The following is a 13,491-nucleotide window of genomic DNA, read 5'->3' on the forward strand; positions in this document are numbered from 1 at the left end:
AATAGCTACTTATGCGTGAAGCTGCTTTCGCCAAGCAAAATAAAAATAAATGGTTACAATTTGAAAACATTCTTTCAAATAAAACAACGGTAAACCCAAACGAGCTTTCCGATCTTTATATTGAAATTACCGACCATTTAAGCTACGCAAAAACTTTTTATCCCAACAGCAATACCGAACGCTATTTAAATCAACTGGCATCCAAGGCGCATTTAACAATTTACACCACTAAAAAGGAATCCAAAAACAGACTTATTTCTTTTTTCAAAACTGAATTTCCTACACAGTTCTATCACCATCAACGGGAATTGCTGATTGCCTTTTTGGTATTTGCACTTTTTGGTAGCGTAGGCGCCTATTCGGCAGCCCATGAAGGGGACTTTGTAAGGGCAATTATGGGAGACGGCTATGTAAATATGACGCTAGAAAACATAGAAAACAACGATCCTATGGCCGTTTACAAAAAGACAGGGGAAGTGAATATGTTTTTAGGCATTACCATCAACAATATCAAGGTAGCATTGATGGCGTTCGTCTACGGAATTCTATTTGGTGTAGGCTCCCTATTCGTCATGATGCAAAATGGCATTATGTTGGGAAGCTTTCAATATTTCTTTTACGAAAAAGGATTACTATGGGAATCGGCTAGAACCATTTGGATTCATGGAACCTTTGAAATTTCGGTCATCATCATTGCCGGTTGCGCAGGCTTGGTGGTTGGAAACGGCATTCTGTTCCCCGGCACCTATACCCGTTTGGAATCCTTTAAACGAGGTATTGTTAACGGACTTAAAATTTTACTGAGTACCATTCCATTTTTTGTGGTAGCAGGGTTCCTTGAAGGTTTTGTAACCCGTCACACCGAAATGCCGGATTGGCTGGCCATTTTCATTATTGGCAGCTCTCTATTTTGCATCGTATTTTATTACATTTTATATCCTATCCAATTACATAGAAAATCAACCAAAACACTAACCCCAAACTAATGAAATCATACATAGAATTTAAACAACAGCGCGAACTTGGAGCCATCTTAACCGATACTTTTGCCTTTTTTAGAATGGAATTCAAGCCTCTTTTTAAGGCTATTTTTAAAATTGCAGGTCCTTATATTGTGTTCTTTTTGGTAGCGTTGGTATTTTACGTTTATATAGTTGGTGATAGCTTTAATTTTGATATAAGCAAAGGGTTTCCAAGTACCAGCCCAATGATGTATCTACTTGCGATTGTAATTTATTTTATAGCCGCTATTGTGGCCTATACGGCAACAACATCAACAGTATTACACTATATCAAATCATACATAAAGCATAATGGAGCCACAGATGTTTTAGAGGTCAAACAAAATGTGAAACAAACATTTTGGGGGTTCCTAGGACTTTCACTTTTGAAATGGCTCACCTTATTCGTTTCTATGATGCTTTGTTGTTTGCCTGTGTTCTATTTTATTGTGCCAATGGCCATAGTGTTGCCTATTTTGGTATTTAGAGAAATGAATGCTGGCGACTCCTTTGGTTATGGCTTTACCTTGACTAAAGATGAATTCTGGATCACGCTTGCCACAATCATTGTTTTCTACATCATTATAGCAGTTGCTGCCAGTATATTTTCTGTACCAACGGTAATCTATACTTGGATTAAAATGGGGATTTTCAGTGGCGCCGTAGACCCTAGCAATATGAGGTCGTTTGTAGACCCTGTATACATTTTCCTAAACGTACTTAGTTCTCTCTTCCAATACGCCCTTAACGTCTTGGTTACAATAGGGACTGCCTTTTTGTATTTCAATTTAAATGAACGCAAAAACTTTACAGGAACCATGGAACGAATTAAAGCTATTGGAAACACAGAGGAATAAATGCGGCTTCCATATTTCATAGCAACATTCCTATTTTTGATAGCTCCTTTGGCCAATGCCCAACAGTATTCCTTGATGGTTCGTAACGACGATAGCCCTGTCGCTATTAAGAAGATCAGCCTTGAAGACTTAGCGAAATATAGTGAAGATAGCGATTTTAGTTATGTTGAAACTCCCGAAGGAGAGAATGCAGTTGGTGACTTTTTACAGGGTATTCAATCATTTTTTATCGACATGCTAAGAACGATCTTGGAAGCCATTTTTGGAGTAGGTCAAGCTACAGGAATACTAAATTTTATTCTGCAGGCATTTCCTTATCTAATTTTTACCACGCTAGTTTTTTTATTGTCGAAATTCTTTTTAAAAGTCAAGTCTAAAAACATTATTTCTGGGCAGTCCAACCCGCCTACCGTTAAGTTTTCGGATGATGAACATATCATTAAAAATGAAGATATCCAAGTCTTGATACAAAAAGCCATTTCCCAAAACAATTATAGATTGGCGATTAGGTACCACTATTTACAATCCTTAAAACACCTTTCGGAACAACAAATCATTGATTGGAAACAACAAAAAACCAATGAAGATTATATCAAGGAAATCTCTCAAGATCAGTTAAAAATAGAATTCACGACCATTACCCGAATCTATGACTATGTCTGGTATGGAGAATTCCCTATAGATGACATAAAGTTTGGAACCCTGAGTACCGTTTTTGAAAAACTTAACCTAAGCCTCAAAACCAATTGAATAAAAAAGGAAAAATATATATCGCCTTAGCGGTCTTTACTTTGTTGAGTATCGTGGCATTAGAAGCTACCAAACCCAAAGAACTCAATTGGTTCCCATCCTTTGCCAAACACCATAAAATTCCGTTGGGCACCTACGTGTTCCAAGAACAATTGGAGAGGTTATTTTCAGAATCCCAACTTATCAATGTCGATAGACCTCCTTTTGAATATTTAGAAAACACTCCTGACTCCATTGGCTCCTACGTTTTTATAAACAATGAGATTAATTTTGGCCAAAGTGAGTTGGATAGACTATTGGATTGGACTTCCAAGGGCAACACGCTTTTTGTGGCAGCTTCTATTTTGGAACAACAATTATTAGACACCCTAAAATTAGAAACTTCCCATTTAAGCCAATTTGATGGTTTTGGATTTGACTATGAATTACAGCTAAAAAATAAAGTACTTGACACGGGCAAAGTAAGCTTCAATAATAAAGACGCCAAAGGGCTTTTAGCTTACTTCAGCAGTATTGATACTATAAACTCGAAGATTGTTGGGGTAATCGAGAAATTGAATAGTTCAGATTCGCTAAACCTTGCCCACCCAAATATCATCAAAACCCCTTTTGGAGAGGGAACAGTTATCGTGAGCTTATTTCCTCAGGCCTTTACCAATTATTTTATACTCACCCCTCCCAACCAACAATATACCGCCGGTTTGATGTCGTATCTAAATGAGGAGCAGCCCATTTACTTGGATGAATATTATAAATCTGGTAAAATATTTTATAGCTCCCCCTTGTACCTCATACTTAACAACAAGCATTTAAAATGGGCCTATTATATCATGCTTATCGGTGTTCTATTCTATATCATTTTTGAAGGTAAACGCAAGCAAAGAGCTATTCCTATAGTAACACCATTACGCAACCAAACACTTGATTTTACTAGGACTATTGCCAACATGTATTTTGAAAAAGGCAACCATCATGATATTGCGTTGCATAAAATTCAGCATTTTATGGATTACATTCGCACCCAACTTTACTTGTCTACCGAAACCGTCAATACTGAATTCATCAATAACCTGGCGGCAAGAAGCAACAACAGTGTTGAAGCTACCAAAACCTTGTTCAACACCATCGAAAGCATATCCAACACTCCTAACATAACCGCCACGGAATTGGAAACACTAAATAACTTAATTGAAACTTTTAAATCCAAACATGCCTAAGGTGCATGCTTAAAATATTGTAATATGGATGAACAGATAACACCACAACAGGACAATTTGGAATTCAATAACCGCATTCCTCTAGAAGACCTTAAAAATGCAGTGGATCAGATTAAAGCGGAACTACAAAAAGTCATTGTTGGTCAGGACCAATTTGTAGAATTACTTATCGTAGCTCTTTTGGCTGATGGTCATGCCCTTATTGAAGGAGTTCCGGGAATTGCAAAAACGGTTACGGCAAAACTATTTGCCAAGGTGTTGAAAACAGATTTCAGCAGAATTCAGTTCACCCCAGATTTAATGCCGAGTGACGTGTTGGGAACCTCTGTACTCAACATGAAAACCTCCGATTTTGAATTTAAAAAAGGGCCTATTTTTTCAAACATTGTCCTGATAGACGAAATCAACAGAGCCCCAGCGAAAACACAGGCAGCCCTATTTGAAACCATGGAGGAAAGACAGGCATCCATAGACGGTACCACTTATAAATTTGAAGCCCCTTTTATGGTTTTGGCCACGCAGAACCCAATTGAGCAGGAAGGTACCTATGCCCTTCCCGAGGCACAATTGGACCGTTTTCTGTTCAAAATAAAAGTGGATTACCCATCTTTGGAGGAAGAAATTAAAATTTTGGACACCCATCACCAACGTCAGGGCAAACAACCACAAACGTTGATTTCTCCAATCTTGGATGCGGAACAATTGGCCGCCTTTAAAGAAAAAACTCAAGCCATTTTGGTAGAGGAAAAGATCATAAAATACATTGCGGAATTGGTATCAAAAACTAGAAATCATCCACATTTATATTTGGGAGGTTCTCCAAGGGCCTCCATTGCAATTTTGAATACTGCTAAAGCCTTTGCAGCAATTAGTGGTAGAGATTTTGTTATTCCTGAAGACGTTAAAAAAGCCATTGCTCCCGTATTAAACCACAGAATCATTTTAACTCCAGAACGTGAAATGGAAGGCATGACTACAGAACAGGTCATCGATATAGTTGTACAATCTGTTGAAGTGCCTAGATAAGCAATGAAGTTTATTAAATCCCTGTACATTCACAGTCGCTTTTTTGTCTACATGGCAATTGTCAGCCTTTGCTTCCTGGCATCCTATTGGCTTACTGCTTTATATGCTCTAGCTTGGGCCATGGTCTTGACACTTGGTATTCTGTTTGTCATGGATTTAATTTTGCTATATCGCTTTAAAAATGCTATCGAAGGAAGACGTTTGCTACCCGAAAAATTTTCAAATAGTGATGAAAATGAGGTTCCCATTACAATATCTAGCAGATATCCTTTTAAAACATTTATCCAAGTGATAGATGAACTTCCTGTGCAATTTCAAAAACGGGATTTTTCATATACATCTATTTTAGCTCCAAACGCTACCCATAATTTCAATTATTCAGTTCGTCCGGTGGAACGCGGTGAATATGTGTTTGGTCAATTGAATGTTTTTGCGTCTACGGCCCTTAAAATTGTTAAACGGAAATATCAATTTCAGAACGAGCAAATGGTAGCAGTCTATCCTTCGTTCATTCAAATGCAGAAATACGACTTTTTGGCTATTGGCAATAAATTGACTGAATTTGGTCTGAAAAAAATAAGACGTATTGGCCATACTTTGGAATTTGAACAAATAAAGGAATATGTTCCCGGTGATGATTTTAGAACCATCAACTGGAAAGCTACCGCCAAAAGGGCCCAATTGATGGCTAATCAATACCAAGACGAAAAATCGCAGCCCATCTACACTATTATAGATACGGGTCGTGTTATGAAAATGCCTTTCAATGAACTGAAACTTTTGGATTACGCTATCAATTCTACTTTAGCTTTTAGCAATGTTGCTTTAAAAAAACATGACAAGGTAGGACTAATGACCTTTTCAAAAAACATTGAAACCCTCTTGCCGGCCAACCAAAAGTTGACCTATCTCAACAGGATTTTGGAGACGCTATACAATGTCAATACTCAATTTACCGATAGTGATTATAGCCTACTTTATGCCCAAATAAAACGAAAAATCACTCATAGAAGTTTACTATTGCTATATACCAATTTTGAGCATATCAGTGCCTTGAAACGGCAATTGCCTTTTCTTCAGGCTATTTCCAAAACACATATGTTGGTTGTCATTTTCTTTGAAAACACCGAATTGGAATCGCTCATTAACACGGATGCCGAAGATTTACAAAGCATCTACCATAAAACCATTGCGGAGAAATTCTCCTATGAAAAACGTTTAATGGTTAAAGAACTGAACAAACATGGCATCCAAACCATATTGACTGCTCCAGAAAACCTAACCATAAATACCATTAACAAATACCTCGAAATAAAAGCTCGAGGATTATTATAACAAAAAAACCACTGCTTTCGCAGTGGTTTCACCAATCATTATCAATTAACACTCGTTAGATGCTTTCATCTAACCAAGCCTTCATCATCCAAACGGTTTTTTCCTGTTCTGTAATAAAATCACTCATCATAGAATTGGTTCCTTCGTCACTAGCCTCACCTGCAGCCTCTAAAATCTCTCTTTCAATCTGCAACAATTCCTTTAAGGAATCTACAATCAGGCGGACCGCCTTTTCATCTTGTGAAATATTTTTTCCCACAGGTACTTTGGCACTTTTGGTGTAATCCTCAAAGGTGTGTAATGGCGTTGCTCCCAAAGTCAAGATACGTTCTGCAATTTCATCCACCTTAACATTGGCATCGGTATACAATTCTTCAAATTTCACGTGTAAATCGAAGAAACGTTTTCCTTTAATGTTCCAGTGAATTCCTCTTAAGTTTTGGTAATATATCTGAAAGTTAGCCAACAGCACATTTAGGTCTTCTGCAATGGCTTTTGTTTGTTTAGTATCTAATCCAATACTGTTAAATGTCATAACGTTTTGATTTTTAGGTTTAATACAAATTTACGGCATAATTAACACATTGTTCCATAAGTTTTATTAATAGTTTTTATATTTTTATAGCTTAAATTAATAACCCATGACCATAACCCAGCTTCACTATGTTTTAGCCATTGCGGAATATAAAAACTTCACCAAAGCCGCAGAAAAATGCTTCGTAACACAACCTACTTTAAGTACCCAAATACAGAAATTGGAGGACGAATTGGATGTGCTCATTTTCGACAGAAGTAAAAAACCAATAGAATTGACGGATGTAGGTCGGAAAATTGTTCAGCAGGCCAGAAATATTGTAAATGAATCAGACCGAATCCAAGATATAGTAGACCAACAAAAAGGCTATGTTGGAGGTGAATTTAGGTTAGGAATCATCCCAACCGTTATGCCGACTCTATTACCTATGTTCCTAAAAACCTTTATCAAAAGGCACCCAAAAGTAAAATTGATTATTGAGGAACTTACTACGGAAGAAATCATTACCCGTATTAGTGAAGGGCATTTGGACGCTGCCATTGCCGCAACTCCATTACAAAATGAAGCCATCAAAGAACGTGTATTGTATTACGAGCCTTTCGTTGCCTACATTCCGGAAAGCCATCGACTTCATGCAAAATCGAAAATTGGGACAGAAGATCTTGAAATAGATGACATGCTCCTTTTGGAAGATGGGCATTGCTTTAGGGATGGCGTCATCAACCTCTGTAAAGTATTTAAAAGCCACGTAGACGACAATTTTCAATTGGAAAGTGGTAGTATAGAAACCTTGGTTAAACTCTCAAATGAAGGCCTTGGAATGACTTTATTGCCATATCTACATACTTTGGAATTAAATGATAAACTCCAATCAAATCTACGTCATTTTGAAGAGCCGTCTCCTGCCCGCGAAGTCAGTATCATTTACCACAAAAGTGAGCTAAAGATGCAAATTATCGAGGCCCTTCAAACGGTAATTTCAGGTATCATTAGAGGCGCCATTGCCTTTCAGAATGTAAAAATTATCAGTCCGCTGCCGGCTTCAAAATAAACAGACAAACCTTTATAAATCATTATATCTCAATTACAGACTGTAGTTGAGATATAATGAATACTGTTGTTGGGAATTCACATCGCCACCAAACAAATCTTGAGCAATCGGTAAGGTATATTTTAATCCCAGTATAAATTTATTCTTTGAAACTTCAGCTCCCAAAGAACCATTAATGATATGGCCATTGGTATCGGCCAATGTTTCGCTATACTGTTCTATACTTTCGTAAATATCTCCAGACACTCCTAGAAAGGGCCTCAATGTGGTGGTTTTCAAATTCACATCATAAAACACATTTGCAGCACTGCTAAACTGGTTTCCGAACTTATAGTCATTCTTGTTTTCAGTCTTCAGGTAATACGCTAAACTAGCCCCTACTCCCAAGTTCTTCTTTTTATAACTATACAAGACGGTAGCAACCATATCCCAACTTCCAGTGCCAACCTGAAACCCTGGGTTGACTCTATCAGTGAGCTGTTCTTCAAATTCGCCAGTTGGCAATTTCATTCCCAAACCAAAATTCAAGCCATGTCCAGACAGTTCTCTATTAGCAAACACCAGGCTATCCTTTTTCTGCTTTTGATAAAAATTAAGCTGGTACCATCCCATTATATTGATATCTCCCAAACCATGGATATGCTCTGTGCGGTGATCAAAATGTCTGTACAAATCTTGATATGGTACAATCGCACTCACATAAACCTTATCCGATAAAGGAATCCTTCCCCACAATTGGTAGGTATGGAACGTTTCTTCACTTTTGGGTGAATTTGCAAAAATACCATCCCTAGATTCAAAATCTTGATGGATATAGCGTACCCCAATAAAGTTTGAAGTACTTAGATCTCCAAAACTAGAGCTCCCACTACTAGTGGTACAACCACATAAATCACAAGCTTGCGAAGCAGTTACAAACCAGAAACACAGTAATAATGTGGTATAAAACGTCTGTTTTTTAATATTCTGAAAAACGTTCATCAGTCAAAAATTCATTATCGGTTAAAGTTTTCAAAAAGGCAATGATGCTTTCCTTTTCATAGGCATTTAAAGGGATGCCATAGGTTTGATCCTCTCTTAATAATATTGGATCTACATTGCCATTGTCTACCATCCCATGGTCATAAAAATCCAGAACAGCCTCTAAGGTTTGGAACCTTCCATCATGCATATAAGGATAGGATTTCTCTACATTCCGCAAACTGGGTACCCTAAACTTGTAAAGGTCATTTGGGTCTTCAAAAATGTCAAAACGTCCTTTATCATCCAATTGCGGATTGATGGGCAAACCATTGTCACGATAGCTTTGATCGGTAAACAAATCGGTGGCATGGCAAGAAGCACATTTATTTTGAAAGGTTTCCAAGCCATCCGATTCCATAGCAGATAAGGTAACGCCTTCTTCATTGCGCACATATTTGTCATATTTTGAATTGGAAGACACCATCATCACCATAAACTGCGACAATGCCTTGAGCATATTGGCAGCGTTCACGGTGCCATCTTCAAAGGCCCTTTCAAACTGCTGTTGGTAATTAGGGTCGGACTTTAGCTTTTCAACCACATTGCCAATGGTTTCCCCCATTTCCAAATGACTTGTAATAGGAATAATGGGCTGCATATCAAGATGCGTAGCGGCTCCGTCCCACATAAATTCATTTAGAAAGGCCAAATTTTGAATTGGTAGAGAATTACGCAGGCCAATGGCACCATCAACACCATGACTCAAATTATGCCCATGGTGGGTAAAGGCAAAGGCCTGTTCATGGCAAAAAGCACATGGAATGGCATCATTCACTGAAAGTTTCCCTTCGTAAAACAAGGATTTCCCTAGCTCAAAACCTGCTTCGGTAAGTGGATTGTTGTCTAAATTATAGGCCAATTCAGGAAAATTGGAAGGTGCTTCCAAAATTAAGGGTACTGGTACATAACCAACTTCCTGATCTTTGGAACAAGACAACACAAACACCTGAAGAAGCATCATTACAATGATCTTTTTCATCACAACGTCATATTAAATGATAGTGCATAGGCTGGAACATCCTTTTGAATGCTCCAGACAAACACTAGCTTATTAATTAGTTATTATGAACGTGATGCACCTGGAACATACCAGGAAGGTTGCTCGCAATTACAGGCGTTGTTTCCGAACTGGTATGCACCTGACCGTAACCATCGGCAAAATTCACAGAGGTTTCTCCATCAAAAACCTTGGCAAAATCAGCCTTGATATGCACTTCAGGAGAAGCTGTTTCTCTTACTCTTACGGTATTTGGAAATGACAAGGTTACTTCTCTATAGTTGTCTAAAGAGGTTCCAACACTTCCCATATGAATGTTCAAAGGTTGGTCAACAAGCGCTCCTGTTGAAAAGGTGCCGTCAAAACGTGTAAATTTATACCCGGTTGCCCAAGACCACATCATTCCTGACGCTTCGGCCTCTACAAGAAAATCGCCTTGTCCTTCAGCTCCCATCGCAAAACGCTCCTGATCAATCCCAATACCAAAGGTAATTTCAGTATAGTCGGCGGCATCAACATTGTCCAAGGTCACAAAAATTTCACCGGCATTGTTACCGTTGCTCTCATCAATAATAAAAGCGTTGCTTTCTAAAGGATAGGTAAATGTATTCCCTTCGGCATCCTTTACGCGAATGTTGCTTATGATATATTTAAGGGTTTGCAATTGATAGGATTCTCCGTTGGACTTATTATAGGTCACGCCAAAAATAAAATCTTGGTCACCTACACCGTTATCGAATTTTAAAGCTAGAGTTCCTGTTTGACCCGTTAGGTCTGTTGTATTATTGTCATCATCAGATGAACATGATATAATTGCGGCGCATAGCAATACTGCAAATGCAAATTTGATAATCTTCATTTGTAAAATTTAATATTGGGGTGCTTTTAATGGCAAGCACCATAAGCCTTGTAAAAAAAAATGAATATTAAATTTTAGGCCATTGGAGGCTTGTAGATGGAATGCTCTACCAGATGGGCATACTGCTTGTTGTAGTAGAATTTTGGTTTCTTTTGAAAGCCAAAATGGTTATTTTTAAAGATCACCTCAGACTGTTGAACCAAAAACACCGGAAAAAAAGCTTCTGCCAAAAATGTAGCATCGGCACTATCTTCGGAAGAAGTTGAAGTAAGCTGCAATTGTTTTGCCAAATGACATTTTCCATTACACTGCAACTGCGGTTTGTCCTTATTGACACAATAAGTTTTAATAATGTAGTCGATATTCAACTCATAATAGCCTATCTGGCCCAAGTAGAACACAGGACGTAATGAAAAGGCAACCAACAATATGAGAAGAAATATCTTTTTCAGAATGAAATTTTCGGCAAAGATAACTCGCTAATCCTTATTATTCTAAAAAAGAGTCATAAAAAAGGCGACCAATTGGTCGCCTTTTTCTTTATGCTTTTAAATAAATTAAACATTGATTTAGTTCTGGGTTTTGCTGTACAAGCGAATCGATAAAGATTCTAAGTTCGTCAATTTCATAGGGTAATAATCTATTGACTGCCTTTTGTACCTCTTTGCAAAACAACGTAGCATCAAAACTCACTTTTTTAAGGATTGTTTTGGTGTACTCAAACATTGCTCTTGCCATGCGTTTGTTAGGTTTTTAGGTTTAAAGTAGATTTATGTATAGGCTCTTTTTTTAGATTTTCCATGTTTTAAATGTAGTAAAAAAACCTTTATGTCTGACCAAAATCTTCAAATTTTAACACGAAAAAACAAACATTAATACAGCTTTAAGAAACTATTATTAAAGCCTTAAAAACGGTTGTCGCCATCCAACAAATCGCCCAAACCTCCAAGAATACTGCCTTCTCCTTTACTTCTTCCTCCTGCCTGAGGCGCATTGGCCAATACCCTTCCCGCAAGTCGGCTGAATGGTAAAGATTGAATGTAAACCGTTCCTGGCCCCTCTAATCTGGCAAAGAACAATCCTTCCCCTCCAAAGATGGAGTTTCTAATGCCTCCAACAAATTCAACGTCATAATCAACCTCCTTGGTAAACCCAACAATACAACCTGTATCAACCTTAAGAACCTCTCCCGGTTGTAGAACTTTTTTAGCCAAAGTTCCCCCGGCGTGAACAAACACCATTCCGTCTCCTTCCAACTTCTGCATGATAAATCCTTCACCACCAAAAAGCCCTCTCCCCAAGCGTTTACTAAATTCTATACCAACACTCACGCCTTTAGCCGCACAAAGAAAAGCATCTTTCTGACAAATAAACTTCCCTCCAAATTCGGTCAAATCCAAAGAGACAATTTTTCCTGGGTAGGGAGATGCAAAAGACACATTTCGCTTTCCGGGCAATGTATTGTAAAACGCTGTCATAAACAGGCTCTCACCTGTTAAAATACGCTTTCCGGCTCCCAAAATGGAGTCTAAAAAACCACCGCTCTTTGTAGAGCCATCTCCAAAGATAGTTTCCATCTTCACACCATCATCCATCATCATAAAACTACCAGCTTCGGCTACAACCCCTTCATTGGGATCGAGTTCAATTTCTACAAATTGCATTTCTTCTCCATAAATTCTATAGTCGATTTCGTGTGCTGTCATCTTTTCCTTTTTTAATTAAACATCTATAAGTTGTTCATTTTTATACTTTGTTACAGCCGATCCTTTAATTTAATGGTCCATTCAAAACTAAATGCAGATACCTCTTCCCCGTCGCTATTAACACCTTTGGCATGCAATACAAAACTTTGACCTTCCTTGGTGACAATTGCCTTTTCTATAGCTTCATCCAATAGAAGACCATCCACACACTGAAACGTTATTTTACCCACAGCCTTTTTTGAAAAGGTAGAACTGTTAGAAGCCACCAACATAGAAATTGGCTTTCCTGATTCCCTAATTTTTGAAAGTACCAAAGCCCCTGTGGTTAATTCGGCCGCCATTCCCTGAACAGCCCAAAACATAGATCGAAATGGATTTTGATTGATCCAACGATGCCTCACCTTAACCTCGCAACGTTCATCATCGATATAGGTAGCACGGACACCGGTAAAGTAGGCCGCCGGTAATTTGTACATTAAGAAAAGGTTGATTTTTGCTGGAGTAAGCTTCATAATAGCGATTAAAATTTCACTAAAAGTATTGAAAATTAAGGAATTGATTATTGTTAATATTTTGTTAATTTTAAGTACTTTGTATTGCATAATACCTTCTTTTGGATATATATTTGCATAAGAAACTATTATATGTTTTAAAACCATGCTAGACAATCACCAAAAAAATATCGCCACATTTATTCATTTATCCACCTTTTCAAGGTTTGTAATTCCCATGGGGAACTTTATCGGGCCTATTATTTTGTGGATTGCGAACAAGGATAAATCGGAGTTTGTAGACCAACACGGCAAACAGGCCATCAATTTTCAAATTAGTATTTTGTTATATGCCTTGATTATTGGAACTCTTACCGTTCCCTTTTTCGTCTTTAAATTCCTTCATGGTATAGACTTTATAGATTTTCATGGGTTGCACGATTTCCATATCAATATCGGCAAACCTTCACCACTTTTATATATAGGTGGTGGATTGGGAGTTTTGGCCTTTATAGGATTTATCCTGGAATTGGTTTTCATCATAAAAGCCAGTCTTAAGGCTAGGGATGGTGAACCGTTCCACTACCCTTTTACAATAAATTTCATCAAATAATCAATCATAAAATGAACAGTTTAACTTTTA

16 protein-coding genes are annotated in these 13,491 nt (G+C 37.8%); 8 read left to right on the forward strand and 8 right to left on the reverse strand.

The window, feature by feature from the left end; all coding sequences use genetic code 11:
* Positions 1-11: 11 nt before the first annotated feature.
* The 6 genes from BKM32_RS00265 to BKM32_RS00290 are packed head-to-tail and all read left to right on the forward strand — an operon-like array spanning position 12 to position 6,186.
* On the forward strand, positions 12-986 hold the full coding sequence (locus BKM32_RS00265) for a stage II sporulation protein M (protein ID WP_076661962.1): 975 nt from the start codon (positions 12-14) through the stop codon (positions 984-986).
* On the forward strand, positions 986-1,858 hold the full coding sequence (locus tag BKM32_RS00270) for a hypothetical protein (protein ID WP_076661964.1): 873 nt from the start codon (positions 986-988) through the stop codon (positions 1,856-1,858). The genes BKM32_RS00265 and BKM32_RS00270 overlap by 1 nt, the downstream gene beginning before the upstream one ends.
* Entirely contained in the window at positions 1,859-2,608 is a 750-nt protein-coding gene (locus tag BKM32_RS00275) for a DUF4129 domain-containing protein (RefSeq protein ID WP_076661966.1), read from the forward strand.
* Positions 2,605-3,825 (forward strand): DUF4350 domain-containing protein, encoded by a 1,221-nt coding sequence (locus BKM32_RS00280; protein ID WP_076661968.1) that lies wholly within the window; start codon positions 2,605-2,607, stop codon positions 3,823-3,825. The genes BKM32_RS00275 and BKM32_RS00280 overlap by 4 nt, the downstream gene beginning before the upstream one ends.
* Before the next feature lie 24 nt (positions 3,826-3,849).
* Positions 3,850-4,851 carry a MoxR family ATPase gene (locus BKM32_RS00285; protein WP_076661970.1) on the forward strand — a complete coding sequence of 334 codons (1,002 nt, stop codon included), beginning with the start codon at positions 3,850-3,852 and terminating at the stop codon, positions 4,849-4,851.
* 3 nt (positions 4,852-4,854) lie between these two features.
* The gene (locus BKM32_RS00290; RefSeq protein WP_076661972.1) at positions 4,855-6,186 is read left to right on the forward strand and encodes a DUF58 domain-containing protein; all 1,332 of its coding nucleotides are present in this window, start codon (positions 4,855-4,857) and stop codon (positions 6,184-6,186) included.
* 55 nt (positions 6,187-6,241) lie between these two features.
* Here the strand turns inward: BKM32_RS00290 and BKM32_RS00295 are convergent, their stop codons facing one another.
* The gene (locus BKM32_RS00295) at positions 6,242-6,721 is read right to left on the reverse strand and encodes a Dps family protein (protein ID WP_053975438.1); all 480 of its coding nucleotides are present in this window, start codon (positions 6,719-6,721) and stop codon (positions 6,242-6,244) included.
* A 106-nt stretch (positions 6,722-6,827) separates the two neighbouring features.
* Between BKM32_RS00295 and BKM32_RS00300 the strand changes: the two genes are divergently transcribed.
* Positions 6,828-7,772 (forward strand): hydrogen peroxide-inducible genes activator, encoded by a 945-nt coding sequence (locus BKM32_RS00300; RefSeq protein ID WP_076661974.1) that lies wholly within the window; start codon positions 6,828-6,830, stop codon positions 7,770-7,772.
* Between the two features lie 33 nt (positions 7,773-7,805).
* On the opposite strand, the gene BKM32_RS00305 is transcribed toward BKM32_RS00300, so the two are convergent.
* From BKM32_RS00305 to BKM32_RS00335, 7 genes are all read right to left on the reverse strand, one after another.
* Complete coding sequence (locus BKM32_RS00305; protein ID WP_123812033.1) at positions 7,806-8,753, reverse strand: hypothetical protein; 948 nt, start codon at positions 8,751-8,753, stop codon at positions 7,806-7,808.
* Complete coding sequence (locus BKM32_RS00310) at positions 8,731-9,774, reverse strand: cytochrome-c peroxidase (protein WP_076661979.1); 1,044 nt, start codon at positions 9,772-9,774, stop codon at positions 8,731-8,733. Before BKM32_RS00310 ends, BKM32_RS00305 begins: the two co-directional genes overlap by 23 nt.
* Before the next feature lie 76 nt (positions 9,775-9,850).
* On the reverse strand, positions 9,851-10,651 hold the full coding sequence (locus BKM32_RS00315) for an MbnP family protein (protein WP_076661981.1): 801 nt from the start codon (positions 10,649-10,651) through the stop codon (positions 9,851-9,853).
* Positions 10,652-10,725: 74 nt separating this feature from the next.
* Positions 10,726-11,052, reverse strand: a complete 327-nt coding sequence (locus BKM32_RS00320; RefSeq protein ID WP_123812034.1) for a hypothetical protein — start codon at positions 11,050-11,052, stop codon at positions 10,726-10,728.
* Positions 11,053-11,191: 139 nt separating this feature from the next.
* The gene (locus BKM32_RS00325; RefSeq protein WP_053975444.1) at positions 11,192-11,389 is read right to left on the reverse strand and encodes a hypothetical protein; all 198 of its coding nucleotides are present in this window, start codon (positions 11,387-11,389) and stop codon (positions 11,192-11,194) included.
* Positions 11,390-11,556: 167 nt separating this feature from the next.
* Positions 11,557-12,357 carry a TIGR00266 family protein gene (locus tag BKM32_RS00330; protein WP_076661983.1) on the reverse strand — a complete coding sequence of 267 codons (801 nt, stop codon included), beginning with the start codon at positions 12,355-12,357 and terminating at the stop codon, positions 11,557-11,559.
* A 50-nt stretch (positions 12,358-12,407) separates the two neighbouring features.
* Positions 12,408-12,869 carry a DUF4442 domain-containing protein gene (locus BKM32_RS00335; RefSeq protein ID WP_076662104.1) on the reverse strand — a complete coding sequence of 154 codons (462 nt, stop codon included), beginning with the start codon at positions 12,867-12,869 and terminating at the stop codon, positions 12,408-12,410.
* Positions 12,870-13,014: 145 nt separating this feature from the next.
* Between BKM32_RS00335 and BKM32_RS00340 the strand changes: the two genes are divergently transcribed.
* A complete protein-coding gene (locus BKM32_RS00340) occupies positions 13,015-13,461 on the forward strand; it encodes a DUF4870 domain-containing protein (protein WP_076661985.1) in 447 nt (148 codons plus the stop codon).
* Positions 13,462-13,491: the final 30 nt, after the last annotated feature.

This window comes from Mangrovimonas sp. DI 80 (genome assembly GCF_001975575.1).
Lineage (GTDB): Bacteria > Bacteroidota > Bacteroidia > Flavobacteriales > Flavobacteriaceae > Mangrovimonas_A > Mangrovimonas_A xylaniphaga.